This window comes from Paenibacillus sp. S25 (assembly GCF_019454085.1).
GTDB classification, from domain to species: Bacteria; Bacillota; Bacilli; order Paenibacillales; family Paenibacillaceae; genus Paenibacillus; species Paenibacillus polymyxa_B.
In genome coordinates this window covers 5,778,075-5,804,912 of the sequence record NZ_CP073683.1, presented here as the reverse complement: position 1 = coordinate 5,804,912, position 26,838 = coordinate 5,778,075, and the positions used below count along the sequence as shown (strand labels likewise).

Here is a 26,838-nt window from a genome sequence, read left to right as displayed (position 1 = left end):
CGATGCACTCCTTATTGTTCTTGTAAGCCTTATTATAAAAATAGAGCCGATGTTTTTCCTTTGATTGGGCGAACAATACATAAAAGCATGTGACATCTCTGTCACATGCTCACCATGCTCACGAAATCATTTCGTTTGGAAAAAATTAAAGTGAAGGTTGTACCCACATTCGGTTTGGAGTGCACATCTATATGTATGAGCAAGGACTGTGCTGCCTTTTTCGTTAAATATAACCCCATACCCGTTGAAGTATGATCAGAATGTTGGGTTGTGGAGGTAAAACCTTTCTCGAAAATACGGGGTATATCCTTCGGATCAATACCGCGCCCAAAGTCTTGGACCTCAAGCTGTATTCGATCCCTTTGTACATAGCTATGAATGATAATATCACTGGCATCGCTATATTTGATGGCATTGGTTAAGAGCTGTCTGATGATAAAAGCCAGCCATTTGGCATCACTCAGCACTTCCATGTGCTCCAATTGGATGTCAAAACCGATCCCTTTTTGGATGCACCATGACTGTAATGCTTTGATTTCATTAAAAACCAGAGATTTTAAATTCACTTGCTCGACATATAGATCATTTTCAATAAAGGAAATGCGTTTGTGATGGAGCTGCTGATCCAGCAGTAAGTGGATTCGTAGCCATTCATAGGTTAACTGAGCTTTTAGGGGCTTATCGTCCAACCGCTCAATCATCAAATGCATGGTGGTCAAAGGTGTTTTTACCTCATGAATCCAGGATAACAATTCATCTTTTTCATGTTCAAGTGTCAATTGATTTTGCGAGATGCTCTGTTGTAACCGTTCGGTCTGGTCAGTGATTTTTTGTTCAATGATTTGCTCAAACGGACTCCCCGGTTCGCCTATACCCGTTAGTTCGAGAGGGCTCTCCCATTCTTCTAGTGTGGTAAAAAATCTGGTTTCCTTGGGATAGCGAATGATTAAAAAAACCAAGAAAATCATCATAGATAAGAAGACGATATAAAGAATCGGCGTTAACGGAATTGCTGCATCCACATAAGCAATGAACAGGATCAGGAATTGCTGACACACAAACAGTAGAATCCAGCTCCGCCTCTCTATAAGGTATTTTTTAATCATAGGCAGGTGCCTCTTCTGTAGCCATGTAGCCTTGCCCGACTTTCGTTTCAATGAAACGGCCCAAATCCAGCTCGTCCAATTTTTTGCGCAGGCGGTTCAAGTTGACGGTCAGGGTATTGTCGCTGACAAAACGTTCATCATCCCAGAGGCTTTTAATTAATTCCTCTCGTGCGACAATTTTATTTTTTTGTTCGATCAGCAGCTTCAAAATAAAAATCTCGTTCTTGGTTAATTCGATGGAGCCAGTCTCATTGGCTACTACATTTTTTTCATAATCGACCGTCGCTCCACGCCATGTTTTCAGAGAGACAGGCTCTGTATTGTAATTATATACGCGGCGAAGTGTCGCCTGTAATTTTGCAATGAGTACATCAAAATGAAACGGTTTTTGGATAAAATCATCCGCTCCAAGCTGCATCGACATCACCATATCCGTAGGATGATCTCGTGATGATAAGAAAAGGATGGGGACGTTAGAGTGGGATCGAATCATTCGACACCAATGAAAACCATCAAATTTCGGCAATTGAATATCTATCACGACCAGTTCAGGCTTTATCACCGTGAATTCCTGAATGACTTTATTAAAGTCATGGATGCCGTACACAGTATAGTTCCACTGAGTTAACCGGTCCTTTATTTCATGGAACAAAGTTTCATCATCTTCAATTAGTAAGATTTTGAACAACGATTTCACCACTTTTTACTTTTATTGGATTTTTGCAAACCCTTCTTATATAAAGTGTATAGCAAAAATTGTATATGTGCTACATGTGTGGATTCAACTTGATATTGCGATAATCTGCTGTTAATAGTTGAGGTTTATAGTGGGGTTTATATTGACTATCTCATATATGTTAAAGGATGGATGCAATGATGGGAATTCACACGTATTTTCGGTCGCTAAATGAGCTAGAAAGAATCATCCGTTGTCCCGGTAAGTTTAAATTCGAGGAACACAGCGTATCGGCACATTCTTGGAAAGTAGTACAATACGCTAAAACGCTGGCTGATATTGAAGAGAGAAATGGTGTCAGTATTGACTGGAGAAAACTATACGAGATTACGAGCAGTCACGATTACGGGGAGATTTTTATTGGAGACATCAAAACGCCTGTTAAGCATTCCTCTAAGGAACTACGATTATTAATCCAGCAGGTCGAAGAAGGTATGATTGAGTACTTTATTGAAGAGAATATTCCCGAGGATTTCAAAGCTATTTTTCGCAAGCAGTTAAGGGAAGGCAAAGATAATTCAGTAGAAGGTTTGATCCTTGAAGTTGCTGACAAGATGGATCAGGTGTACGAAGCATTTGCCGAACTACAGCGGGGAAATACTGAAAAAGAATTTATAGTCATGTATCGTAATGCGCTTGTGAAAATCAAGAATATTCAGTTACACTGCGTTGATTATTTTTTGGAAAATATCCTGCCCGATATGGTCAAGGAAGAAACGCCTTCATCCATTGATATCAAAAAGATTACGGAAGAGGCCTTAGCTCTGTAAATGAATTTCCCTACCGTCCAGAAGCTACTGAAGCGCTTCTGTTCATACATAATCATAGTTTTATTTGTAATAAGCAGTTCCTAAGTAAAATAAAAGAGCCAAAGCAGCAGTTGATCGAACTGCTACTTTGGCTTCTTTTAGATTGAGAAGCACGGAAGAGCTATGCTTATTTGGAAAATGGATTCGGGAAATTCGATTTCGTGGCAGAATATTGTTCCTTGGTGCTACCGATTCCAAGCTCACCATTTCTATTAAATCCCCAGGACCAGACCGTCCCATCGGCTGTCAAAGCATGGGAGTGGGTTCCTGCTGCACTGAATGCTACTACATCGGTTAGTGGCGTGTTTGTGTCATCTACAACTTGGGATGGGACTTTAACAGAAAATACATCGGTCCCGTCACCTACCTGTCCCTCATTATTGGTTCCCCAGCCCCAAAGAGTTCCATCATTTTTAAGTGCAAAAGTTTGAGTTTTGCCTGCTTTCAGTCTACTTACATTGGAAACATTGATCAATACGGGTGATCTTCTAAAAGTAGAGGTTCCATCCCCAAGCTTTCCTGAAGTATTGCTACCGGAAGCGTATACTTCTCCGCTATTCGTTAATACGTAAATGCGGTCAGCTCCGGCAGTGAAATTTTTGATGTCATCAATTCGATATTGAACAGGGGTGAGCTGGTCTTCTTTATCATCCTGCCCCATTGCCCCATCATAACCACGCCCCCATACCCATAGCTGATTATCTTTGTCTAAGGCTGCCCCAAAGCTATCGCCAGCGTCAATGGCTACAATATTCTCCAAACCCTGTACCTGCACAGGCTTAACGGAAAAGGCGGAAGCTCCTTTTGTGCCAATGCCCAGTTGGCCAAAGTTGTTTTCTCCGTAGGCCCACACGGTTCCGTCATTTTTGAGGGCAAGTGTGAATTGACCACCCGCCCTCACTTCCTTCACATCATTAATATATTTGTTTTTAACAGGCTCATTTACAAAACCCTTTTTAATCCCTGTTCCTAGCTCCCCGTAACCTGCAAAGCCCCAAGACCAGATGGTTCCGTCTTTTTTGAGCAAGGTGGAATGCAGAGCACCGGCATCAATCATAGCGATATCAGATACATGAGCCTGCATCGGACTTGTTTTATTATTCCCTCCGCCAGCACCCACGCCGAGCTTGCCATTACCGTTACTTCCCGTTGCATAAAATGAAGATCCATCTTCCATGGCCAGGAAAGCGTTAGTGGTCCCTGCCGAGAGCAAATGATCGTAATTTACAGTAGAATCAGCGCTTGCCGTAATAGAGCTTCCTACTAAAAGTGTTGATGCAGCGAGGACTGCTAAACCGAGTTTTTTTAACATATAATTGCACACCTTTCAGAATGTAATAGATAAATACAGATTAAAGCAACCAAATTGTTCCTGTTTGCGTCTTAATAATGAACATATTCTTTAAACCAGATTCGGGAGGATCACTTATGAAAAATAGAGCTTCTGCTCTTGTTTTTGTCTTACTTGCGGCAGCATTACTGCCTGCATGTTCTACAACAGAATCGGCTACGCCGGTTAACAAATCTAATGGAGCGGTGGCTCAATCTATTTTTGACTTAGACCGTCTGGAAAGCACAACGGTATACACAGGGCGTGCCAAAATCGAAAGTATTGAAAGAATTGAAAAAGAAGTAGAACAACCCTTAGCAGCCCCCACCATGGACTATTTGGTCCGATTTGAACAGCCTGTTCAATTTGCCAAAGAACTACCCCAAAGTGATGATCCAACGGAAAAACCTATCCAAGCGGTCTATATATCTGTCCCAGATACACATATTTATAAGCAAATGGATGGTCAGCGGAGGCAAATAATCAATCCAGCACAATTACAAGCGGGGCAACCGATTGAAGTTTCTTATCTGTACCCTGTAACACCTGTTTTCCTGGCATTGGAAATCGTTGTGCTGGATGATTTATAGAGGAGGCCGATAAGGCCTCCTTACTCCTATACAAGCACGTTATATCATAGGGCTTAGGTGATATTAATGAGTTTTACCATGTTGTAGATATAACGTGTTTGCTCATACTTAACCATAGTGCCTGCAGAGTTTTTAACTTGAATACCGGAGGAGCCTCCACCATCAAGAAGAATGGCTTCAAAGCAATCCTGTTTAATAAAATAATTGCGAAGTTGTTTCAGTGTCGCATTTTCATGAACAACCAGGTAGACCTGCCAAACATTATTTACGACCTTGAAGCCCAGGCCAGTTCGCCCGGTGGAATCGGTGTATCGCAACGTTCCGTTCAGATCAAATTTTTCAATATCTTTTAAATCCTCAAGCCATGCTTCTTCCTCTTTCTTCAGCGACAGGCTACCGCCGCTAATAATAGACTTATACGTAATCGAAGTCCCCATTTGTTTTTTGAGATCCGTTACGCTTGAAGCACGGACAATTCCCATTTTTGTTTTGTTGCTATCTGTGTAGATAAATGCCGTACCACGGCTGTTTCCTTTGGCATTTGCCTTCGTATCATGGGTATTATTAGGCGTGACCGCGATAGACAAACATTCGGTCGGCGCCTTGGTTGTGCTGATGGGATTAAAGAAGCCTCCATTAATCCCGTAATCGGTTTGCTGTGTGATCCGGCTTCGAATATTTTTATTTTGAATATTCGAAGCTGGCGTGATGATAACATGGAAACCATCGGACGTTTTGGTGTAAGAGTAGTTTGCTGGCATGTTAAACCTCCAATTGGATTATTTTGAAACCGAACCTCGCGCGATAATTCGTTTCTCATATATATAGGAAATTTACAGCTGCCTCTTACAACCCGGAAATCAAATTTTTCTAAAAAATTTTGAAATAGCATATACAAGACAATGCTTGACTTCAAGTTAACTTTAAGTAGTAACATACGGAATGTGACGTAGTGATTAGGAAATGCGATGACTATTCTGATAATTTAGGAGTGATAAAAATTGAAAAAGAAACAACTGGGTAACAGCGACCTTCAAGTATCTGCACTGGGTCTGGGCTGCATGGGAATGTCCGAATATTACGGTGAGTCGAATGATCAGGAGTCGATCAAAACGCTTCATCGTGCGCTGGAGCTAGGGATAAACTTCTGGGATACTGCCGATGTCTACGGTGTGGGGAAAAATGAGAAACTGATCAGCCAAATCCTACGGAGCCATCGGGATGAGGTGGTGTTGGCTACCAAATTCTCCATTATGCGCGGAGAGGATGGGGGATTCCTGGGTGTTAGCGGCCGTCCTGAATATGTAAAGCAGGCATGTGATCGCAGCCTGCAAAGATTGGGTGTAGATGTGATTGATTTGTACTACCAGCACCGGGTCGATCCGAATGTGCCTATTGAAGAAACAGTAGGGGCGATGAGTGATCTGGTTCAAGCGGGAAAAGTCCGCTATCTGGGGCTATCCGAAGCGTCTCCTGCACTGATCAGACGTGCTCACAAGGTACACCCGATTACAGCGTTGCAGACAGAATACTCCTTATGGAGCCGGGAAGCGGAAGATGAAGTGATACCGACATGTAAGGAGCTGGGCATCGAATTTGTGGCCTACAGTCCACTTGGCCGCGGATTTTTGAGCGGGCAAATTCAGAAGTTTGATGATTTCGCAGAAGATGATTTCCGTCGCACGGTGCCACGTTTCCAACCTGAGAATTTCCAGAAAAATCTGGACCTCGTGCAGCATGTTAAGGACCTTGCTGCCCAAAAAGGAGTCAAACCTTCTCAACTGGCGTTGGCATGGCTGCTTGCGCAGGAGGGAATTGTACCGATTCCAGGAACCAAGCGGGTTACGTATTTAGAGGAAAATGCAGGTTCCATCGATGTTGTTTTATCCACACAGGAAATGGAAGTTATTAACGCAATCATTCCAAAAGGAATGGCAGCAGGCCTTCGTTATCCTGCAGAGCGGATGCCGAATTGGCAAGCTGAATAATGAAGATAACATATTAATCCCAAAACAAAAGCCGTCCTTTACGCGGATCGGCGCGAAAGGCGGCTTTGTGGGTTTACATATACAGCTAAGGACGTGGCTTGAAAATGCCGAAAGGACGCCCGACGGGCAGGAATGTACGGCCGAAATGAGCATTCAGAACGGCAGCTCCTGTACCGTACAGTGAGAGTAGACCAATGCCCATTTCAGCATAAGCGGCGATGGTATGGAATATCTCTGGTGCAACGCCGAATGCATCGAAGCTAAGACCGAGGAACAGAAAATCAATCAACACAAAAATAAAGAATAGAACCTTATGCGTCTCCATCGCTCCAATGGTCATGAAGAGCGTAAAGATGAGATAGCCCGCAAAGGCAAAGCCAAGCTGCTTGCCGTCTACAGCAGACGCCAGCTCTGAGCCGAATACGCCCATTTTGATCATCCAGCTACTAGCTACGGCTAACCAGAAGAAGGCGTAAGCACCAAAAGCCGTCATACCAAAGGTGTTGTTATGTTTTGCATCCTGAATGGAGGCAAACAGCTGCGCAAAGGCACCAAGGAAGATAGCCCAAGGGATGATGAAGCTTAGGCCTTCGGTGAGACCAAGCTTTTGGGATGAAGCCACAAGCGTTACAATAGCCAAGCCAAACAGGCCGATCGCACTCGGATCGGCCGTTATGATTTTTACGTTAGAATGAGATTCATTTTGCATGAAAAAATAGAAGCCTCCAATAATGTTCAAGTACGCGTCAATCTGCCGATGCCAGAATCACACTGACATATTGTAACGGAAACCGACGTACTCGCATAGTAGGTAATTCATAAAATTTCTACCGATTGCGGTTGCCTGTATTGACGTTATTACGCCCGCCTTCAATACTGACTGATTTGCCTCTAGTATCTGTGATGTTATCCTTAATTTCATTGGAGTTGGAATCGGTGACCCGTATTCCTATATTGGAGAACCCGGAGTATGTGGTCATCTCGTTACCAATAACTTTGTTGTTGTTTGCGTCAGCAAGGCGAATGACTGCCTGAAAATCGTTTTTCCCATTCCGTCACCGTTCAGGCTAACCCCGGCATATAAACGAATAGATTCGTCAACCAAGTATGTTCCTTTTGGAAAATAGACGGTTCCCTCCATTCCTCGGTCGTAGAAATACTTTAAAGCATTCTGAATTTCCTTTGACTGTGAGGAATTCGAGTTGGCTTTAACGCCAAAATAGTTGAATTAATTACATAATTACCCTTTATATTTTCGGTCAAAATGGGTTTTATTTCAAGTAAAGTGTGTGACAGCCTATTTTCTGTGGTCCGAACCCCGAGTCTGTTCAAAAGGGTGTCTCCAAGGGGGGCGTATTTATAACAGCTGGGACATGCCTTTTTGTGACATAAATCTTGGTTTCTAGCAGAGGTAGCGGCCCACGCAGAAGGGGATCTGGATGCATATGCATACTGTATGCGCAAAAACCCAAAAAGATAAGAGGGATGACTAGTGCCTATTGGAAAAATGAAAAAGCATAAAGAAATGTTGCAACATCCCGGTTTGCGTTCGCATTTACCTGAAACCCACTGGTTTACGGATTCAAGGACCTCGCGGATGCTGAATACTTATTCATCGGTCTTCATAAAACCCAATCACGGGAGTGGTGGCAGCGGGATCATCCGGGTCAAGAGATTGAAAAAAGGATATGAGGTTCGTAGCGGTTCAAGTCGAAAGTTTGTTGGATCTCGTTTTGTCTTAAAAGCAATTAAGTCATACCGGAAATCCAGACACCGGTATTTGGTACAGAAAGGACTTCGGTTGGCTAAGTACCACGGGTCGATTTTTGACACCAGGATATATTTACAGAAGCCAAGGGGGAAATGGGTTATTTCCGGCGTGGCTGCCCGTGTCGCGGCACCTCATAAATATGTTACCAATTATCTTAAAGGAGGGCATGCAGTATCTTTGCATCGAGTGCTATTCAGCCTTTTTAAGCACAACCGCGCGAAAGCAGATGCCTATTTTCGTAGAATCTCCAAACTATCCATCATTATTGCCAAAAAGATCAATGAACGGCATCCGGTTCGCGAATTGGGGGTCGATATTGCCATAGATAAAAAAGGTCATATTTGGATTATCGAGGCCAATTCACACCCAGGACATATGTTATTTACTCAATTTCCCGATCCTACTATGATCAACACCATCATGAGAAACAAGAGTCTTATTCGAAAGTAGATTCCATGCACGTTATTTTTAGAGGAGAAGGAGAAAGTTTCAATGAAAAAAACAAAGCAACTTAGAGACTTGGTCAATTCACAAAAGCCAGAGTTTATCATGGAGGCTCATAATGGTCTGTCAGCCAAAATTGTGGAGGAGGCAGGATTTAAAGGAATTTGGGCCAGTGGGTTATCCATCTCTGCAGCGATGGGAGTAAGGGACAACAATGAGGCCTCCTGGACGCAGGTTTTGGATGTTTTGGAATTCATGAGTGACGCTACCTCCATCCCGATTTTGTTGGACGGAGATACGGGGTACGGCAACTTCAACAATGCAAGGCGCTTGGTGAAGAAACTGGAGCAGCGCCATATTGCGGGGGTATGTATCGAAGATAAGCGGTTCCCCAAAACGAATTCTTTCATTAACGGTCAAGAGCAGACTTTGGCTGATATCGAAGAGTTTTCCGGGAAAATTAAAGCGATGAAAGATACGCAGACGGACACGGATTTTACGGTGGTGGCCAGAGTAGAGGCATTTATTACCGGGAGTGGGCTTAAAGTGGCGTTGCAGCGGGCGGAGGCATATCGGAAGGCAGGAGCCGATGCCGTATTTATACACAGCAAAAGATCGGATGCCGCAGAGATTGAAGCGTTCATGAAGGAATGGGCTGGAAGATTGCCAGTAGTGATCGTGCCTACCAAATACTATACGACTCCAACCATCAGGTTTCAGGAGATGGCGATTAGCCTTGTGATTTGGGCAAACCATAATTTGAGAGCATCCATTCAAGCCATGAAACAATTATCTGGCCGAATTTATCGGGATGAAAGCCTTGTTCATGTCGAAAAGGAAGTCGCAACTCTCGAAGAAGTATTCCGGCTTCAAGGGGTCGAAGAGCTGCAAGCTGCGGAAAAAAAATACCTTCCATCGTCAGAACCGGATTCGGGTGAGCGCGTATAATGGACACGAAATTGTTAGGAGAAGAGCTGAAAAAATTGGGATTTACCTTTTTCAGCGGTGTTCCATGCTCCTTCTTGAAAAGCTTGATCAATTATGCCATAAACGAATGCGATTATGTTGCAGCGGCTAACGAAGGGGATGCGGTCGCCATTGCATCCGGAGCTTATATAGGGGGGAAGAAATCGGTAGTCCTTATGCAAAATTCGGGGCTGACCAACGCTGTTTCGCCATTGACCTCCCTTACTTACCCTTTTCGTATTCCTCTGCTTGGATTTGTCAGCCTGCGCGGAGAACCGGGGATACCTGACGAGCCTCAGCATGAACTGATGGGCCAGATTACAACGCAAATGCTGGATTTGATGGATGTGGAATGGCAGTATCTCTCCAAAGATTTAGAGGAGGTAAGAAATCAATTGATCCAGGCTAATGAGCAAATTGCTCGGAATCGCCCGTTCTTTTTTGTCGTTAAGAAAGGCACGTTCGACAAAGAGCCATTGAAAAAACAGCAAACCTCCATCCATTTAAATCAGATCCGGCAGCATGGTCGTGCGAATCATCAAATGCCTACGCGCTATGATGCATTATGTGCGATTAACTCCATGAAAGACAGCCATACCGTCCAGCTCGCAACAACTGGTAAAACCGGGCGCGAACTATATGAAATTGAAGATGCAGATAACAACCTGTACATGGTAGGTTCTATGGGGTGCATCGGTTCTTTTGGACTGGGGTTAGCTCTGAGCCAACCAAGCAAAAATATTGTCGTGATTGACGGAGACGGATCTCTGTTGATGCGTATGGGGAGCCTGGCAACCAACGGGTACTACCATACGGCCAATATGATTCATATTATGCTAGATAATAATGCCCATGAATCAACAGGCGGGCAAAGTACGGTATCGCATAATATTGATTTTATAGATATTGCTGCTTCCTGTGGGTATACAAAGTCGATTCTTGTTCACAGTCTCGAGGAACTAAAATTCTTTTTACAAGAATGGAAAATGAATAGAGAACTTACGTTTTTGTGCCTGAAAATATCCAAAGATTCCAAGGATCAGCTTGCTCGTCCGCATATGAAGCCTCACGAAGTAAAAGAACGTCTGCAGCGTTTTATTCATAACGATCCTTTGAAGGGCAAGGAAGTGGGCGGTTCATGAGTTCTGTCGTCAAGAAAAACATTTTGCTTACCCCTGGGCCGGCAACGACTACAGAAAGTGTGAAATGTTCACAGGTGGTTCCGGATATTTGTCCTCGTGAAGCCGAGTTTGGCCAAATCATGGAGTATATTTCTACAGAACTGACCCGGTTGGTTGCTGACCCGGATGATTATGCGACCGTATTGTTTGGCGGATCAGGTACTGCAGCGGTGGAATCCATCATCAGTTCGGTCCCGAATCACGATGCAGTAATCATTGTCAGCAATGGGGCCTATGGAAAACGGATGTGCGAGATAGCGAAGGTTTATGGGGTAGATTATCTTGAATTCAAAAGTCCCCCCGATGATGCGATTGATTTGGCTGAATTAGAAAGGTTTATCCAATCTTCCGAACGCACTGTCTCCCATCTGGCCGTCGTACATCATGAGACGACAACTGGCCTGCTTAACAAGGTGAAGGATATCGGAGAATTGTGCAAAAGATATCAAATCGACATGATCGTGGATGCCATGAGCTCATTTGCGGCCGTTCCAATTAAATTGAAGGAAATGAACATTGCCTACCTGGCGGCAAGCTCCAACAAAAACTTACAGGGAATGGCCGGGGTTTCGTTTGTGATCGCCGAAAAAAGCAAATTGGAGAATTTGAAAGGCCAGAAACCAAGAAGCTATTATTTGAATTTGTATGCTCAATATAACTATTTTGTGGAACATGGGCAGATGCGGTTTACTCCCCCAGTCCAAACCTTATATGCGCTTAGACAAGCGATTGAGGAATTAAAGCAAGAGGGGGTGGATAAAAGGTACGAAAGGTACGCGACATCCTGGAAAACCTTAATTAACGGGTTAGCCCGGTTAGGTCTAACCTATATCATTCCCGAAGAGCATCATTCCAAGATTATTACTTCCATTCTTGAACCTCATTGTGCAGGTTATGATTTTCAATCTATGCATGATTATTTTTATAGCAAAGGCATGATGATTTATCCCGGCAAGCTTGAGAAGCTAAATACGTTCCGGATTGCCAATATAGGTGATATTACGTATAAGGAAATGGAGTTATTTTTGGAATTGCTTGAACGCTATCTCAGTAGCATAAAATGCGGATGAGAAAGGTGGAGTCCCCATGGCATCAGGAGCAAAAGATAAGTGGTACAAATATTTGTTATTGAGAAGGTATGCGTCTCTGAGGTCTTATGTCCCCGAGACGAGGCTCCTGGATAGGCATAATTTCTCGAAACTTCTCTCCAAGTATGTGCATGTTATTGTGAAACCGGTGTGGGGGAGTCGTGGACGGGGGATCTTCCAGGTCTCCTGGTTAGGAAACCATAAGTACATCGTACATTACGAGAATAAAAGAGTTTTAGTAAGGGGTAGAACCAATACGTATCATTATATTAGAAGAAAAATCGGGAACGCCAGTTATATGGTTCAACGCAGAATTACCCGTCCGACCATCAACAAACGCCCTTTTGATATGAGAGTCATCATTCAACGGAGAACTGGCTCATCTGTATGGGTAGTCACAGGAAAGGTTATCAAAGTTGCAGGCAAAGGGTATATTGTTTCCAATAATACACGGAGTAAGGGGAAATTACTCCATTTTAATTCCGGCATTCGACAATCTTCCGTTCGGCACCTGTCTGCCAGTAAATTAGAGTCCCATATTGATCGTGTTTCCATTCGCTCCGCGAAGAGACTAAGCGCTTATTTTCCGGGGCACCGGATATATGGACTGGACATTGGAATAGACCGGAAAGGACATATTGGGATTATTGAAGCTAATCTTTATCCGGCCAGGTCCCATTTCCGTAAGTTGAAGGATAAAACGATGTATTACCGCATTACGGATTACAAAAATGGATAACATAAATGAAAAGATGGCTCTGTATTCATCAGAGTCATCTTTTTCTCATACAGTTTCTAAGTCGGGAGTTTTAGTCATGGGACAAGGATTATTAAATGGTGTTACATCGGGATTTGTGATAATATTTACACCTATATAGAATGAGGAAGTGACATAGTGATTAATATAACAATTCCAACTCCGGATATCACAATTACCAAACAGGTTAACCCTGAGCTCAGCCATATTTACGGATTTACCGACTTTCACCTGATCCCTAGAGATAAGGCTGGTATCTTTATGTTCTACAACACACAGGAGGAATTGCTGTTCGTTGGTAAAGCAAGAAAGCTGAGACCAAGAATCAAAAAGCATTTTGAAGATACCGTATCGCCGATCAAGGACAAGCGGAACGAAGTAGCGATTATTGAGGTTTGTATTGTGGAAGATGCGGTAGAGCGAGAAATCTATGAAACCTACATCATCAATTCACAAAAGGCTAAATATAACGTCGAAAAAGTGTTTTTTAAGTAATGAAGTAACTTCCGTATGAAAAAAAAAGAGCAATAAGTCGCAGTGACTGTACTGCCCTTATTGCTTTTTTGTATTTCTGCATTTTAGATCCTTCCAGAGAGGGGCTGTGGTATGAACAAAACAGATCGTTTGCTAGCGATCTTGCTAGAGTTGCAGCGTAAGGATATTTTACGAGCCGAGGATTTGGCAGCCATATTCGAAACGAGTGTGAGGACCATCTATCGGGATATTCAGGCTCTAAGTGAATCGGGCGTACCGATTGTAGGAGCACCGGGCATTGGATATTCCTTGATGGAGGGGTACTTCCTGCCCCCCTTGAGCTTTACCGCAGAAGAGGCTGTGGCGTTGCTAATTGGAACGGATTTTGTCGAACAAAAATTTGATACAGACTACGGTATCAAGGCGCAAACCTCCCGCAGGAAGATTGAAGCCATATTACCGGAGAGCGTTCGCAGGGAAGTCTCCCGGGTGCGTACGACCATCAGATTGCTCGCGGTGGGTGAAGGGGCAAACCATAGCGAGAAAACCTATTTGGAAACGCTGCGTTTCGCTGTATTGGAAAAACGGAAAGTACAGTTTGGCTACTCCAAAAGAATGCCAGAGGCTGACGGGAATCGTCAAAGTGTGCGTGTGGTCGCACCTTATGGTCTTGTACTGCTCCGTGGTTCTTGGGTGTTAATTGGGCAATGCGAATTGCGGCAGCAGCTTCGCCATTTCCGTCTGTCACGTATGGACAAGCTTATCGTGCTGGAGGACAGGTTTCAGTTACCTGTCGATTTTCATTTGCAGGATTACAAGCAAACCGATGACCGTCATGTAACTGTTCGCATATTAGCACGTTCAGATATTGCAGATAAGGTGAAGGAAGCGAACAACTTTTATATGGAGGCCATAGAGGAGCGTACAGATGGACTGCATATACTCTTCCGCGTCAGACAGCCGGAGGAATTACTGCAATGGGTACTTGGATGGGGTGCGGATATGGTTGTGCTGGAGCCTGAGTCGCTTCGGGAGCGGATACGTACGGAAGTGGAAAAAATGTTGAAATGCTACTGACATAATGCTGTCAGTAGCATTTTTGTATAGTAAAGCTACTTTGATAGAGAGGAGCAATTACAATATATGAATACAAGTGAAACATTGCAGCGTTTTGAAGAAACGGCACAACACTATCTTCTTGAATTGGACAGCTTCAGCTTGGAGCAATTGCAGTACACACCGCAGGAGGACGAATGGTCACTTGGACAAATGTACCTTCATTTGGTGAACTCTGCTTTGTATATGCATCTTAAGAACATTGATGTTTGTCTACAGCCAAATGGGGAGACAGGAGTTAAAACGGAGGCAGGTACGGCCATTTTTAATCTGGGGAGCTTTCCGCCAATGCGTATCCAAGTTCCACCATCCCCACAGTACACTCCCCAACAACCCACTAGCAAAGAAGAAATTGTGGAGGGATTAAACGACGTGATCCGTAAGATGAGAGAGATTGAGCCGACCGTTGGGAAATCAACAGGGCCGTCTACCGTCTCTCATCCCAGATTCGGCGCGCTGAATGCTGGAGAGTGGTTTTCGCTCATCGAGATGCATTATCGTCATCATCTTTTGCAGAAGGAGCGCTTGAAGCACGCAATAGCCGATTAATCGTCTCCCGACGCAGCCCAATAAACTGGCCGATTTCCTCCTGCGTCAGCACGTCCGTTAACGTGGCGGGTGCGATGTAGGAGTGGAACCAGCGTTGGAGCTTCCGCAGCTTCTCGGCAGGTGACACCTCGGTGAGTTGGTCAATTCGTTGCTGCATCATGCGCAACTTGTCCTGTAGCTGCAAAGCGATAGCCCGACATTGAGCCGGATCTTGCTCCAGCGCCTGATACCATTCTTTTTGCGACAGAACCTCGACCTCAGAGGTTACCAACGCCACCGCTGTACCATAATAAGGATTGGGGCTGATCAGGGAGTGGTGCGGGATGATTTCATCGGGCACAATCACATTAACTAAAATTTGCGAGCCGTCTTCATGGACTCGGACAATTTTTAACAAGCCGCTCTTTAAGTGATATAAAGGGCCGGATTCTCCTTGTCGAAATAAGGTCTCGCCTTTGTGTAATATCATGAACGTAAACAGCCTCCATTCCATGTATTCCAGCTTTTAGATGAACCCGCCATTGACGCGGATCGTTTGCCCGGTTACCCACTGTGATTTGGCGCTGACCAGGAACTCAATTACATCAGCGATATCTTCCGGTTCGCCGAGCCGACCCATAGCATTCATTTTTTTCATGCCTTCGATTTGCTGCTCGGATTTTCCTGCTTGGAAAAGCTCGGTGTTCACAGGACCGGGAGCCACAGCGTTGATCGTAATTTGCTTGCTTCCGAACTCCTTGGCTAGCTGACGGGTAAATTGCTCCACTGCACCCTTGGTACCTGCATATACGCTATAGGCCGGGAACATTTGTCCGATCACGGATGTGGACAGGTTCACGATTCTTCCGTAGTTCTCCATATATTTCATGGCTTGCTGACAGGCAAAGAAAGTGCCCTTTACATTCAGTGCGAATTGTTGGTCAAAATCTGCTTCGGTTACCTCAGCCAGAGGTTGGGTGATCATCAGCCCAGCGTTGTTAACCAGAATATCCACTTTACCGAACTCAGCAATCGTATTTGTAAATAATGCTTCAATATCACTCATTTTGCCCAGATCAGCGTGAAGTGCTATGGCTTTGCCGCCTTTTTGAATAATGCTCTCCATGACTTCTTGGGCTTTGTCCGGACTGCTGGCATAATTGATGACTACATTAGCGCCCAGATCGGCCAGTTGCTCGGCAATGGCACGCCCAATCCCTCTGGAGGACCCAGTGATAATTGCTGTTTTTCCGTCCAAATGCTTCATATGTGCTTTGTCCTTCTTTCCATATCTATTTTAAGTGATTCCTTTTTCTAAAAGCATCCACACATCCGAAAACTCCTGATTAATCACGGGACTCTTCCATTCGTAGGCATGAGCGGGATGATGAAAACGGGCTGTGGCATAGAAAAGGGTACGCGCCAGTTGGGCTGGCTGATCCGATGTGATGTCCCCGCGTGCAATGATATCAGCGAGCTGATCCACAATGTGGGCGATATGCTGGTCGATTAAATCAGCGGCTTGCTCGGTGACCCTCGTATACATCTCAAACATTTCCTCGTCGTCGCGGGCATAATACTGCTTAAGTTCGACCAAGGTCTGTATATATCGTTTTAAATGTGGCGCTCCCAGTATAGATGAATTCTGACAGACCTCCGTTAACGGGCCAATAATCTTTTCATTCAGCCATTTTTCGGTCACGCCTTCTAGAAGCTCGGCTTTACTTTTAAAGTGTCGGTAAATGGTGCCATGACTTACTCCCAGTACTTTGGCAACATCGGTCACGGAGGTTTTGGCTACACCAAAACGTCTAAGGGTGTCTTCTGTAGCGATGAGAATCTGTTCCTTGGTTAACACATCTGAGGATTTTTCCATAGGGACACGGTCAAGTGCCGTGTGAGTCACCTCCTTGAAGTCAGGATAACACAAAGAGTATCAAATGACAAATATTCATTTTTGTCATTTGATACTCTTTTTTTTAAGAATCCAAAGAAGTGAACGAAAAAATTACAATAGCGATTCGATGACAGGATCAATGGCACAGGGCTCGGTTGTTACTTCGAACCTTCCTTTTACATGGCCATCGCGATCGACCAAGAATTTAGAAAAGTTCCACTTGATACCGTCGCCAGCGTATATTTCTGGATACTTATCCCGCAGGAAATCCTCCATCCATTGACCGTCTTTGGTCTGGGTATCGAAGCCTTGAAACGGTGCCTGTTGGGTCAGATATTGAAATAAAGGATGAGGAGATGAGCCTCTTACATCCGTCTTCTCAAATAGCGGGAAGGTTACTCCATGGTTAATTTGACAGAATCCCTGAACCTCCGAATTGCTACCCGGCTCTTTTTCATTGAATTGGTTACAAGGAAACGCAAGGATTTCAAAACCTTGTTCCCTCCGTCTTTCGTAGAGCCTCTGCAGATCAGCGAATTGACTGGAGAAGCTACACTTGCTGGCTGTGTTTACAATGAGGAGAACCTTTCCTCTGTAGTCTGAGAATTCAATCGGTTTCCCGTTAATTGAGGTTGCCTGAAAATCATAAATAGACATATTAACGTTCCTCCTCACGTTTTTTTTTAATACATCATATATCCAGAATTGTTATTGGTCTAATATATTGTTGGAATCAACTTTATAGGTATTTACAATAACTTCGTCATGCAAAGAACACATTGTCCATTTCTCTCTTGAAATCAAAGAAGACTCGCCTTAAAGAAAGTAGGAGATTTGCCTCTTTCATAGCAAACTGTGGCATTCGCCGTTACCAAGATAGAATATAGATGCATATTCATGTAATGTGTGCAAAAACCCAACAGAATCGAGGGATATTCGTGCCCATTGGAAAGATGATTCAATACAAGGAAATGCGACAACATCCCATTTTACGTTCTCACTTGCCCGAAACCCGCTGGATCAGTAATGCAAGGACTTTACGGATGCTGGATACCTATCGCACAGTCTTCATCAAGCCTAATTATGGGAGTGGAGGAACTGGCATCATACGTGCGAAAAAGCTGGGGAGGAAATATGAGGTTCGTTGTGGCTCCAGTCGCAGAGTCGTTAGATCCCACGCCGTAAGAAGAGCAGTTAGAACCTATCGGAGACCTCATCGCCGTTATTTGGTACAGCAAGGACTTAAGTTAGCCAAGTACAAAGGTTCCATTTTTGATGCCAGAGTGTATATGCAGAAGCCGGAATCGGAATGGGTCATTTCAGGAATAACCGGCCGTGTCGCTGCACCTCGAAAAGTCGTTACCAACTATCGGAAGGGAGGACATGCGGCGCCGTTGTCCAAAGTGCTTTTAAGGGTCTTTGAAAATGACAGAACAAAAATGAAAGAGATTCTGGACCAGATCACCGAGCTTTCTAGAATCATTGCCGACACGATAGATAAAAATCATCCGGTTCGCGAGCTGGGCATCGATCTTGCTATTGAAAAGAGCGGTCAAATCTGGATTATCGAGGCCAATCCGCATCCCGGACATATGTTGTTCAGGCAGCTCCCCAATCACAAGATGATTCGCAACATTTTGAGAAACAAACGTCGTATTCATCATTAGGATAAAGTTTGCGAAATCATTCATTGATAAGAAAAGAGGAGAACGCCCAAGCAAAGATGCGGGAGCGTTCTCCGTTTTTTTTGTTAAATGACTGACGGATTTAGGACGAAGCTTTTATGTTAAAATGTGTCCGCCATCCACATGAAGGACTGTTCCGGTCACAAACTGATTTTGAATCAAATAAATTACACCTCGTGCAACATCCTCCGCAAGTCCAACTCGCTTCACGGGAAGCTTATGCGCGACCGTATCATAGAATTGATTGCGCGTATTTTCAGGCATTTTGCTGCGTGAAGGTGTATCAATAATGCCGGGTGAGACGACATTCACGCGGATGGGAGAAAGCTCTAACGCCAAGGTTTGACCAAGATTCGAAACCGCTGCATTCACAGCACCGAGCGCAGAGGAGCCAATCATCGGCTTGTATGCCACCACTCCTGAAAATAAGGTAATGGAACCCTCGGTTGAAAGTTGGGAAGCTCCGTATTTAGCTGCATAATACTGGCCCCAAAATTTATTTTCGAATAGCTTGCGGGCTTGATCCGTCTCCAACTGAAGGAATGACCCACCTGAGGTTTCTGCCGCGCTAACGATAAGATGGTCATAGGGGCCGACTTTTCCGAAGAAAGATTTTACCTGCTGCTCATCTGACGTGTCCAGCACATATATTGCAGCACGAGGGCCCAGCATTTCTTTGGCTTTGTGCAATTTATCCTCCGAGCGGCTGGCGATTACCACTTCCGCTCCAAGCGAAATGACTTGCTTAGCTGTTTCTAAACCAATACCTGAGCTTCCACCAATAATGACAATCTTTTGGTTTTGCAAATGGATTCCCTCCTAGTGTTCATCTGGTTTTGTTAATCATGTAATACGGCTTGTAGCTGTACATTGTTTTCGTCCTCGTATTAGAGAAAACATGATTTGCTACAGCGATATTGTATACGTAGTAAGTTTATTTAGGGAAGTAGTGATATTTAATTCATATAGTTTCCTTAAGGGAACTATTGTGATACTATTGGATTTAACAGATGTTTTTTGGAGGAGTTCCTATGCACGCTCAAGAACCTATTGAATTGACCAAAGGAATACCAGGCAAGCCGTGTCCTATTGCCCAAACACTTGATTTGATCGGAACGAAATGGACTTTTTTAATCATTCGTGACCTTCTTATCGAAGGAACACTGAGATTCAGCCAACTTCAGAAATCCATGAAGGGGATTAGTCCCAAAACGCTTTCCCTACGCCTGAAGGAACTTGAAGATAACGGCCTGTTAGAAAGAAAGGTATATGCCGAGGTTCCCCCGCGTGTTGAATATTCGTTAACGGAAAAAGGGAAGCGACTGGAAGGTGTTTTTATTGAGCTGAAGAGATTTGGCTTGGATTTAAAAGCAGATCATTGAGGGATATGACTGCAACATTCCAAGGTATCGTTGAGATGAACGATGCCTATTTCTTATATATAAGGAAGCGTTTACTATAAAGTTCACAGAAAGTTCACTTATGTGGAGGTTTTGACTATTTATATAATTACCAAGGTACACAGAAGGGATGATGGAATTGCCAACAACGAAGAAAGAAGATTTTTATTTTGGTTTAATGATGTGCTTAGGGATGGTTGTATTCATGACATTTTATAATCTATATACAAATGACTTGATTGGCACAATATCTCTAAAAGTAATGTTTCTTCAATTTATTTTATGTTTTATCATTGCTTTCGTATTGGAATTATTTATTGTCGGCCCGCTAGCAAAGAAAATAGCCTTCTCATTACCATACGACAAATCTAAAAAGGTATTTGTGATTCTGTCCCTCTCATGCTGTATGGTCATTGGAATGGTTCTCTGTATGTCACTTTATGGATTGGGGACGGCTTACTTTTTTAATGGTCTTTCGGGAGAGTCATTATTTAAAAATTACTTGTCTTTAGTTTTTAAGAATTTTATTTTTGCTTTCCCTCTGCAGCTCTTAATTGTAGGGCCGCTTGTTCGGTACTTATTTGTTAAATTCGTGAAAGGTACACGAATTGCGGTATCTCTAAGCTAAAACGTAGTCAACGACGGTATACGATAATACGATAGCTCAAAAGCCGCCTTCTGTTTGAGAAGGCGGCTTGTTTTTACGCAGAAGTCCCAGTATCTTTACAGTGTTTGTCCGCTGTCCACCGTAATGATCTGGCCTGTCATGGCTTCCTGTTCCAAAGCAGAGCAGATCATGCTGGCAATATCCTCGGGTGTAGAAATGCGCTGTAGGAGCAAATGAGGAAACAGTTGCTTCATTTGTTCTTCCCTGCCTGCCCACCATCTTGTCGCTACGGCTCCCGGCACGATGCAATTAACGCGAATATCCGGTGCCAATGCTCGTGCTAAAGATTTGGTCAGCCCGTGGACGGCCGCTTTGGATACCGCATAGGGAAGCGAGGAACCCAGCCCTGTTTGCCCTGCTATACTTCCCAGATTGACGATAGCTCCTTGTTTACTACGCTTCATAAAAGGAGCTACGGCTCTGGCACAGTAAAACATGCCTTTTACATTTACATCAAATAGATCATCCCATACCTCTTCCGTGGCTGCCTCCAGATCATCCATAGGAATGTGATGTGTAATGCTAGCGTTATTCACGAGTATATCAATCGTACCGAATTGCTGGACAATCTGGTTTACCATAATTCGAACTTCCTGATCTCGGGAAACATCTGCCTGTAATGCGATAGCACGTCCGCCCTTTTCAAGGATCATACGTACAGTTTCCTCAGCATCGTTTTTAGAGCGGGAATAGTTTACCACTACTGTAGCTTTTCGATCTGCCAAGGCCATACATACGGCTCTCCCAATTCCTGTACCTCCACCTGTAACCAGTGCTACTTTTTGATGTAAATCCATATATATTCGCTCCTTCCCATCCAGTTCATCTTGCGTCTGAAAAATAATATGATCTGATATGTATCATTGTAGAGGATGCACTGTATTCTGTATAATTGAATTAACTGAATTTACAATTCAATAAAATTGAATTAATTGTGCATATAGGAGTTTGAGAATGGACATTAAAACACTCAAAACATTTCAAATGATTGTGAATTACGGGAGTTTTATTCGTGCAGCAGAAGAGTTGAATTATGCACAATCTACCGTGACGATGCAAATACAGAAGCTGGAGTCCGATATGGGAATTCAACTGATCGAACGGGGCAAGAAAATAAAGTTAACTGAAGCGGGCAGGATGTTTTACGAGCAAAGTCTACATATTGTAAAGGATATGGAGCAATTGCAGGAAAATATGGACAATCTGCAAAGAGGAACCGCAGGCGAACTTCGTATAGGAGTGACCGAACCGACTGCCAGTTACCGACTACCAGGAATTTTAAAACGATTCTTAACCCATTATCCGAACATTCGGGTTTCTGTTGAGTTTGGGAATACTCCTACTCTAAGCGAGCGTGTTCTCAAGGGGGATATTGATTTAGCGCTGTGCTCCGCACCGGATTTGGGCACAGAGCTATATTTTGAACCGTTATTTAGGGAGAGATTTGTAGTATTAATGCCTGAAAATCACCCGCTTGCGCAAAAAGAAAAGATTGGGCCGGAGGATTTACAGGGGGAGCGGTTGCTTATTACGTCGGCCACCTGCCCATATCGTCGCAAACTTGAAATGGTCATGAAGGAATATGGAATAACCACGTTAAACACGATGGAAATTGGCAGCATGACGGCTCTGAAATTTTATGTGGAGAGCGATTTAGGTATTGCACTTGTGCCACAAATTCTGGTCAGTTCTGTCCCGACAGGAACAGCGGTGAGGGAGTTAAGCGACAGCCTGATCGATATGACCTTCGGCCTTCTTTGCAAAGCAACAGACTATCCGCTAAAGCCGGCAGGTTCAAGGCTATATTCTGTGTTGAAGCAGGAGCTTGGGGAGTTGCATGGGAGCATTAAGCTAGAGTAGCGAGTATGCAGGGAATTGTGTTTTCTGTCACCTTATGATGTAAATGCAATACGGTATAAAACCGACTGCAATAGGCAGTCGGTTCGTTTGTTTACTTTTTCTTAATCGGAATCCAAACTTCACTTCGGTAGTCTTCAGCATGTGAATCGCCCATAGTATACACTTCCAGTTCCGGGCCGCCTGAATGCTCATAATTACTGGCAGGGAACCATTCCTGAAAAATTCTTTGCCATACTTTTTGGATCGAGTGAGGCATAGGGCCGATGGATGTAAACACTGCCCAGGTTGAAGCCGGAATGGTTCTGGATTCCAGCCCATTCGCGGTCGCTACGTCTTCGCTGCCTTCTGCGGCAATCAGGTACGTGAATTTCTCCTCTCCATGTTTGAAATCCAAACAAATACCGAGGATATCGTCGCCTGTCCCCAAGGCATGAATCCGATCCGATGTACCATCCGCATTCAGTTCGTTCCAGAATTTTGGGATTTCTCGAAGATTATCGCCGTTCTTAGTGGTGACTTGAATGGACTTGCCAATGACCGTAAAGGCCGCTTTCTCTACAATTTTGTAATCCATTTCCTGATCTCCCTTCAACGATAGATGGAAGGTGATGCGTGGAAAGGCTTTCAGGTTTACCCCAGGGCTTCTGGCCTCAGAGGGAGAAATACCGTGTACCTTTCGGAACGCTTTAGAAAAAGATTCGGGGGAATCATATCCGTATTTGAACGCTACATCCAGCACCTTGGCGGAAGAAAGACTCAATTCCTGAGCAGCCAAGGTCAATCGACGTTTGCGCACATATTCTGCAACCGTGACGCCGGTTAGCATATGAAACATACGCTGAAAATGGAAAGGAGACGAGTAGACTGCCTTTGCAATTTCATCGATATCGAGTGGATGCTGCATTCTCTCTTCCATCAGATCCAGTGCGTTCTTGATCCGAAGCAACCATTCCAACCGCATCACCTTCCTTAGTTGTAATCATATCATTAGGAGTATCTGTAATCCTGTCTTTGCGTGCTCTTGTTGAACAGGTTCTGTCGCCTAGTTTAATGTGGCTTGTACTTTGTTTCAAGATATAATTTCACGCTAAAATTTTGGAGAAACAATGTGCCTGCCCCCTTGTGTTCATAATTAAAATTTGGGACAATGGAAGAGGCGTTTAAATAGCGCAGATTACTTAAACATGCTATGATGCAATGATGGTTGAGACGAATGGTGCGTGCTTAGTTTCATATAGAGGAAGACGAATTTGAATGTTTTGAAAAGAGGATCGAACATGAAAAAAGAATCCATTTATGGATTAACGCTAGATCAATTGACAGCATGGCTCATCGAGCATGGACATAAGAAATCTCGGGCATTGCAGGTATGGGACGCATTGTACCGGAAGCGGGTTACTGATTTTGCAGCGATGGCAGAGGTTCATGAGGATTGTACTCGCCTGTTGACCGAGCACTTTTCCATAGAAACACTTGAAGAACACGTGAAGCAACAGTCAGCAGACGGGACGGTCAAGTTCTTGTTCCGGCTTCAGGATGGTAATTTGATTGAGACGGTATTGATGCGGCATAAGTTTGGCTTATCCGTATGTGTGACTACGCAGGTAGGATGTAACATTGGGTGCAGCTTCTGTGCGAGCGGATTGTTGAAGAAGAGCCGTGACCTGTCCAGCGGTGAAATTGTAGAGCAAATTATGAAGGTCCAGCTGTATCTAGATCAGGAACGTCCGGGGGACCAGGTCAGTCATGTTGTTGTGATGGGAATTGGCGAACCGTTTGATAACTTCGTGAACCTGTCCGATTTCATTCGGGTCATTAAGGATCACAAAGGGCTAGCGATTGGGCCGCGGCATATTACCGTTTCCACAAGTGGATTGGCTGATAAAATCATTGAGTTTGCAGATTCCGACCTACATGTCAATCTGGCAATCTCCCTCCACGCTCCGAATAATGAGATTCGTACTCGCATTATGAAGATCAACCGGGCGATTCCGATTGAGAAACTAATGCAGGCGATTGATTATTATTTGGACAAAACAAATCGTCGGATTACGCTGGAGTACATCTTGCTGAAGGATGTTAATGACGGTAAGGAGCATGCGCTCGAACTGGCTGAGCTGGTGGGCCATCGCCGTAATCTGGCCAATGTAAACCTGATTCCGTACAATCCGGTGGATGAGCATAGTCAATACCAGCGGAGTGAGTCGGAGTCGATTACTGGCTTCTATGATGTTCTGAAAAAACAAGGCATTAGCTGTAGTGTTCGGCTGGAGCATGGAGTCGATATTGACGCAGCCTGCGGACAGCTACGCAGCAAGCAAATCCGCAAGGATGCCAAGGGTAGCCGCAATGCGGAGCGCGAAGCCATTAGTTAAATTCACAAGCGTACTCTCTAACAGGAGTACGCTTTTTTATATCACGAGCCGCAGGGCGAAACGTTACCCGAAAATGTGAAAATAGTCACGTAATAGTTGCTGCTTTTACGTTATAGTGAGTGGTTAGTGGAGGGGTTATATGGCTAACGTAATTTCGAATGTGGCGCTCGTACCGGGCATCTATGTGATGAAAATAGAGGGAAAGTTTAAAGGGAACATGGGGCAGTTTTACATGCTGCGCAGCGGGACAGGTTACCCACTGCTGCCCAGACCCATCAGCATTTATGATATCGGGGAAGAGAGTATTTCCTTTTTGTACCGGGTTGTTGGAGAGGGGACAAATTTGTTTTCCCAATTACAGCCTGGTCAGGAGATTCATTTAGAAGGACCTTTCGGAAACGGTTTTCCGCAGGTAGAGGGTAGTTTGGCTTTGATCGGCGGTGGCATGGGTACAGCTCCGTTGTTGTTGGCTGCAAAGTATTACACGCATGCGCACGTTTATTTGGGGTTTGCACAGCAAGCCTTCGGGGTTGAAGCGTTCGAAGCTGTGGCGGCATCTGTGCAGGTCAAGGTAGGGGGAAGCATCGTCGAACAGGTCGATCCGACGCTCTATGCAAATATGTTCTCCTGCGGACCAACTCCGATGTTGCAAGCACTCGCCATGAAAACGGTGGATACGTCATCCCGTTTATATATTTCAACTGAAAGACACATGGCCTGTGGTATTGGCGCATGTTTGGGCTGTACGATGCGTACCCGTGGAGGCAATCGTAGGGTATGTAAAGAAGGGCCTGTATTCCCGGTGGAGGAGGTGGAGTTCGATGATCTCCATGGCGTGTAATATTGCGGGTGTACCGTTCAAGAACCCGATCATCATGGCTTCCGGTACGTTTGGATTCGGACGTGAGTATGCGGAATTTTATTCTCCTGAATTATTGGGTGGTATCGTCGGCAAGGGACTGACCCTGCATCCGAAGGCTGGTAATACAGGATCACGAATACATGAGACAGCATCGGGTATGCTCAATAGTGTGGGGCTGGAGAATCCGGGTATTGCCGCCTTTTTGAAGGATGAGCTGGATGACATGACTCACTGGAACACGGCTGTTATTGCCAACGTGGGTGGTTCCAATCTAGAGGAATATGTTCAGGCCGTAGCGATGATTACGGAAAACGCGCAAAAACGACGCACGATGAACCGCAGAGGCGTTGATATGCTGGAATTGAACATTTCGTGTCCCAATGTGAAGCAGGGTGGAATGCAATTTGGTATCCAGACGGAGGTAGCGCGGGAGGTTGTGCGTCAGGTGCGCAATGTGACGGCTCTTCCGTTGGTCGTCAAACTGTCTCCAAACGCAGAGAACATCACACAGATGGCGGTTATGTGCGAGGAAGAAGGCGCAGACGGAGTTTCGCTGATCAATACATTTTCTGCAATGAAAATAGATATACGCCGGCGTCGCAGTGTCTTCGCCAACACGTATGCTGGTCTTTCCGGCCCGGCAATTAAGCCGATTGCCTTGCGCATGGTTCACCAGGTGGCACAGGCGGTGTCGATTCCGGTGATCGGGATGGGCGGGATTAGCTCGGTGGAGGATATTATTGAATTCACCATGGCAGGGGCCGCTGCCATTCAGGTGGGAACGTACAATTTTGTCCATTTACATGCAGGGGCTGAGCTGGTACATGGCCTTGAACAATGGATGCAGCGGGAAAAGGTGCAGTCATTGGATGAGATACGGGGAATTTTGTGAATTTGGAACCTTTTAGCATACACTAGTTCATATAGAACCGGCTTGTCTTTAAAAGACAAGTCGGTTTTATTTATTTTACTGAAATAGCCAAGCTTCAACTAGTGGTTAATATCGCACTTGTTCAAGATGAACGAAATTTGATTTTCCAGCCGATGAATGGCTTCCTCGGACGCCTGGTCGTTTGCACCTTGTTCCTGAAGCGCAGCGAGTTCCTGCTTGAGCTGATGAAGGTCTTGTCCTGCATTAGCGCAGTTGTAATTGCTTTCGAGATTGTCAATCATCCGATATCCTCCATTTCATTAGGTATACGTCCTTA

At 44.5% G+C, this 26,838-nt stretch carries 32 protein-coding genes; 18 read left to right on the top strand and 14 right to left on the bottom strand.

What is annotated here, in order from left to right; translation table 11 throughout:
* Positions 1–101: 101 nt before the first annotated feature.
* Together KAI37_RS25500 and KAI37_RS25495 are read right to left on the bottom strand one after the other, a co-directional pair.
* Positions 102–1,106, bottom strand: a complete 1,005-nt coding sequence (locus KAI37_RS25500) for a sensor histidine kinase (RefSeq protein WP_076292837.1) — start codon at positions 1,104–1,106, stop codon at positions 102–104.
* A complete protein-coding gene (locus KAI37_RS25495) occupies positions 1,099–1,794 on the bottom strand; it encodes a response regulator transcription factor (RefSeq protein WP_220030474.1) in 696 nt (231 codons plus the stop codon). The genes KAI37_RS25500 and KAI37_RS25495 overlap by 8 nt, the downstream gene beginning before the upstream one ends.
* Before the next feature lie 188 nt (positions 1,795–1,982).
* Between KAI37_RS25495 and KAI37_RS25490 the strand changes: the two genes are divergently transcribed.
* Positions 1,983–2,612, top strand: a complete 630-nt coding sequence (locus tag KAI37_RS25490) for a YfbR-like 5'-deoxynucleotidase (protein ID WP_071643997.1) — start codon at positions 1,983–1,985, stop codon at positions 2,610–2,612.
* 166 nt (positions 2,613–2,778) lie between these two features.
* Here KAI37_RS25490 and KAI37_RS25485 read toward each other — a convergent pair whose 3' ends face one another.
* A complete protein-coding gene (locus tag KAI37_RS25485) occupies positions 2,779–3,963 on the bottom strand; it encodes an RCC1 domain-containing protein (RefSeq protein ID WP_071643995.1) in 1,185 nt (394 codons plus the stop codon).
* Between the two features lie 116 nt (positions 3,964–4,079).
* Between KAI37_RS25485 and KAI37_RS26620 the strand changes: the two genes are divergently transcribed.
* The gene (locus tag KAI37_RS26620) at positions 4,080–4,571 is read left to right on the top strand and encodes a hypothetical protein (RefSeq protein ID WP_071643993.1); all 492 of its coding nucleotides are present in this window, start codon (positions 4,080–4,082) and stop codon (positions 4,569–4,571) included.
* 53 nt (positions 4,572–4,624) lie between these two features.
* Here the strand turns inward: KAI37_RS26620 and KAI37_RS25475 are convergent, their stop codons facing one another.
* On the bottom strand, positions 4,625–5,332 hold the full coding sequence (locus KAI37_RS25475) for a phosphodiester glycosidase family protein (RefSeq protein ID WP_071643991.1): 708 nt from the start codon (positions 5,330–5,332) through the stop codon (positions 4,625–4,627).
* 240 nt (positions 5,333–5,572) lie between these two features.
* Between KAI37_RS25475 and KAI37_RS25470 the strand changes: the two genes are divergently transcribed.
* Positions 5,573–6,559 carry an aldo/keto reductase gene (locus KAI37_RS25470; protein WP_076292835.1) on the top strand — a complete coding sequence of 329 codons (987 nt, stop codon included), beginning with the start codon at positions 5,573–5,575 and terminating at the stop codon, positions 6,557–6,559.
* An 85-nt stretch (positions 6,560–6,644) separates the two neighbouring features.
* Here KAI37_RS25470 and KAI37_RS25465 read toward each other — a convergent pair whose 3' ends face one another.
* Both KAI37_RS25465 and KAI37_RS26615 read right to left on the bottom strand, forming a co-directional pair.
* Entirely contained in the window at positions 6,645–7,268 is a 624-nt protein-coding gene (locus KAI37_RS25465) for an acetate uptake transporter (RefSeq protein WP_013312661.1), read from the bottom strand.
* A 267-nt stretch (positions 7,269–7,535) separates the two neighbouring features.
* A complete protein-coding gene (locus KAI37_RS26615) occupies positions 7,536–7,736 on the bottom strand; it encodes a glycoside hydrolase family 55 protein (protein ID WP_258383105.1) in 201 nt (66 codons plus the stop codon).
* Between the two features lie 315 nt (positions 7,737–8,051).
* Here KAI37_RS26615 and KAI37_RS25455 point away from each other — a divergent pair, with 315 nt between their 5' ends.
* The 8 genes from KAI37_RS25455 to KAI37_RS25420 all read left to right on the top strand — a co-directional run bounded on the left by KAI37_RS25455 (position 8,052) and on the right by KAI37_RS25420 (position 14,905).
* Entirely contained in the window at positions 8,052–8,780 is a 729-nt protein-coding gene (locus KAI37_RS25455; protein ID WP_071643987.1) for a YheC/YheD family protein, read from the top strand.
* A gap of 42 nt (positions 8,781–8,822) precedes the next feature.
* Positions 8,823–9,722 carry a phosphoenolpyruvate mutase gene (aepX, locus tag KAI37_RS25450; protein ID WP_220030473.1) on the top strand — a complete coding sequence of 300 codons (900 nt, stop codon included), beginning with the start codon at positions 8,823–8,825 and terminating at the stop codon, positions 9,720–9,722.
* Positions 9,722–10,882, top strand: coding sequence for a phosphonopyruvate decarboxylase (gene aepY, locus KAI37_RS25445; protein WP_220030472.1), 1,161 nt, complete (start codon positions 9,722–9,724; stop codon positions 10,880–10,882). The genes aepX and aepY overlap by 1 nt, the downstream gene beginning before the upstream one ends.
* Entirely contained in the window at positions 10,879–11,991 is a 1,113-nt protein-coding gene (locus tag KAI37_RS25440; RefSeq protein WP_071643981.1) for a 2-aminoethylphosphonate aminotransferase, read from the top strand. Before aepY ends, KAI37_RS25440 begins: the two co-directional genes overlap by 4 nt.
* Before the next feature lie 16 nt (positions 11,992–12,007).
* Positions 12,008–12,748, top strand: coding sequence for a YheC/YheD family protein (locus tag KAI37_RS25435; protein WP_071643979.1), 741 nt, complete (start codon positions 12,008–12,010; stop codon positions 12,746–12,748).
* 156 nt (positions 12,749–12,904) lie between these two features.
* Positions 12,905–13,261, top strand: a complete 357-nt coding sequence (locus tag KAI37_RS25430; protein WP_071643977.1) for a nucleotide excision repair endonuclease — start codon at positions 12,905–12,907, stop codon at positions 13,259–13,261.
* Between the two features lie 111 nt (positions 13,262–13,372).
* A complete protein-coding gene (locus KAI37_RS25425) occupies positions 13,373–14,317 on the top strand; it encodes a helix-turn-helix transcriptional regulator (protein WP_076292834.1) in 945 nt (314 codons plus the stop codon).
* Positions 14,318–14,383: 66 nt separating this feature from the next.
* Positions 14,384–14,905, top strand: coding sequence for a DinB family protein (locus tag KAI37_RS25420; RefSeq protein WP_076292833.1), 522 nt, complete (start codon positions 14,384–14,386; stop codon positions 14,903–14,905).
* Here the strand turns inward: KAI37_RS25420 and KAI37_RS25415 are convergent.
* From KAI37_RS25415 to KAI37_RS25400, 4 genes are all read right to left on the bottom strand, one after another.
* Positions 14,838–15,374, bottom strand: coding sequence for a Crp/Fnr family transcriptional regulator (locus KAI37_RS25415; RefSeq protein WP_071643971.1), 537 nt, complete (start codon positions 15,372–15,374; stop codon positions 14,838–14,840). The two genes, KAI37_RS25420 and KAI37_RS25415, sit on opposite strands and share 68 nt — an antisense overlap.
* Positions 15,375–15,410: 36 nt before the next feature.
* On the bottom strand, positions 15,411–16,151 hold the full coding sequence (locus KAI37_RS25410; protein WP_076292832.1) for an SDR family oxidoreductase: 741 nt from the start codon (positions 16,149–16,151) through the stop codon (positions 15,411–15,413).
* Between the two features lie 30 nt (positions 16,152–16,181).
* On the bottom strand, positions 16,182–16,760 hold the full coding sequence (locus KAI37_RS25405) for a TetR/AcrR family transcriptional regulator (protein WP_220030471.1): 579 nt from the start codon (positions 16,758–16,760) through the stop codon (positions 16,182–16,184).
* 132 nt (positions 16,761–16,892) lie between these two features.
* A complete protein-coding gene (locus KAI37_RS25400) occupies positions 16,893–17,438 on the bottom strand; it encodes a glutathione peroxidase (RefSeq protein ID WP_025718654.1) in 546 nt (181 codons plus the stop codon).
* A 281-nt stretch (positions 17,439–17,719) separates the two neighbouring features.
* Here KAI37_RS25400 and KAI37_RS25395 point away from each other — a divergent pair, with 281 nt between their 5' ends.
* A complete protein-coding gene (locus KAI37_RS25395; protein WP_233901786.1) occupies positions 17,720–18,448 on the top strand; it encodes a YheC/YheD family protein in 729 nt (242 codons plus the stop codon).
* A 114-nt stretch (positions 18,449–18,562) separates the two neighbouring features.
* Here KAI37_RS25395 and KAI37_RS25390 read toward each other — a convergent pair whose 3' ends face one another.
* The gene (locus KAI37_RS25390; protein WP_071643963.1) at positions 18,563–19,273 is read right to left on the bottom strand and encodes an SDR family oxidoreductase; all 711 of its coding nucleotides are present in this window, start codon (positions 19,271–19,273) and stop codon (positions 18,563–18,565) included.
* A 224-nt stretch (positions 19,274–19,497) separates the two neighbouring features.
* Between KAI37_RS25390 and KAI37_RS25385 the strand changes: the two genes are divergently transcribed.
* Together KAI37_RS25385 and KAI37_RS25380 are read left to right on the top strand one after the other, a co-directional pair.
* Positions 19,498–19,848, top strand: a complete 351-nt coding sequence (locus KAI37_RS25385) for a winged helix-turn-helix transcriptional regulator (RefSeq protein WP_013312645.1) — start codon at positions 19,498–19,500, stop codon at positions 19,846–19,848.
* 157 nt (positions 19,849–20,005) lie between these two features.
* Positions 20,006–20,494 (top strand): DUF2798 domain-containing protein, encoded by a 489-nt coding sequence (locus KAI37_RS25380; protein WP_076292934.1) that lies wholly within the window; start codon positions 20,006–20,008, stop codon positions 20,492–20,494.
* 95 nt (positions 20,495–20,589) lie between these two features.
* Here the strand turns inward: KAI37_RS25380 and KAI37_RS25375 are convergent, their stop codons facing one another.
* Positions 20,590–21,330: an SDR family NAD(P)-dependent oxidoreductase gene (locus KAI37_RS25375; RefSeq protein WP_071643961.1), complete on the bottom strand. Its 741-nt coding sequence runs from the start codon at positions 21,328–21,330 to the stop codon at positions 20,590–20,592.
* A gap of 157 nt (positions 21,331–21,487) precedes the next feature.
* Here KAI37_RS25375 and KAI37_RS25370 point away from each other — a divergent pair, with 157 nt between their 5' ends.
* Complete coding sequence (locus KAI37_RS25370; protein WP_220030470.1) at positions 21,488–22,393, top strand: LysR family transcriptional regulator; 906 nt, start codon at positions 21,488–21,490, stop codon at positions 22,391–22,393.
* 91 nt (positions 22,394–22,484) lie between these two features.
* Here the strand turns inward: KAI37_RS25370 and KAI37_RS25365 are convergent, their stop codons facing one another.
* Positions 22,485–23,354, bottom strand: a complete 870-nt coding sequence (locus KAI37_RS25365) for an AraC family transcriptional regulator (protein ID WP_220030469.1) — start codon at positions 23,352–23,354, stop codon at positions 22,485–22,487.
* Between the two features lie 316 nt (positions 23,355–23,670).
* Between KAI37_RS25365 and rlmN the strand changes: the two genes are divergently transcribed.
* The 3 genes from rlmN (at position 23,671) to KAI37_RS25350 (ending at position 26,522) form a co-directional block, all read left to right on the top strand.
* Positions 23,671–24,768, top strand: coding sequence for a dual-specificity RNA methyltransferase RlmN (rlmN, locus tag KAI37_RS25360; protein ID WP_071643953.1), 1,098 nt, complete (start codon positions 23,671–23,673; stop codon positions 24,766–24,768).
* A 139-nt stretch (positions 24,769–24,907) separates the two neighbouring features.
* Complete coding sequence (locus tag KAI37_RS25355; protein ID WP_071643951.1) at positions 24,908–25,609, top strand: dihydroorotate dehydrogenase electron transfer subunit; 702 nt, start codon at positions 24,908–24,910, stop codon at positions 25,607–25,609.
* Entirely contained in the window at positions 25,590–26,522 is a 933-nt protein-coding gene (locus KAI37_RS25350; protein ID WP_076292829.1) for a dihydroorotate dehydrogenase, read from the top strand. Before KAI37_RS25355 ends, KAI37_RS25350 begins: the two co-directional genes overlap by 20 nt.
* 98 nt (positions 26,523–26,620) lie before the next feature.
* Here KAI37_RS25350 and KAI37_RS25345 read toward each other — a convergent pair whose 3' ends face one another.
* Positions 26,621–26,803: a hypothetical protein gene (locus KAI37_RS25345; protein WP_013312637.1), complete on the bottom strand. Its 183-nt coding sequence runs from the start codon at positions 26,801–26,803 to the stop codon at positions 26,621–26,623.
* Between the last annotated feature and the right edge of the window lie 35 nt (positions 26,804–26,838).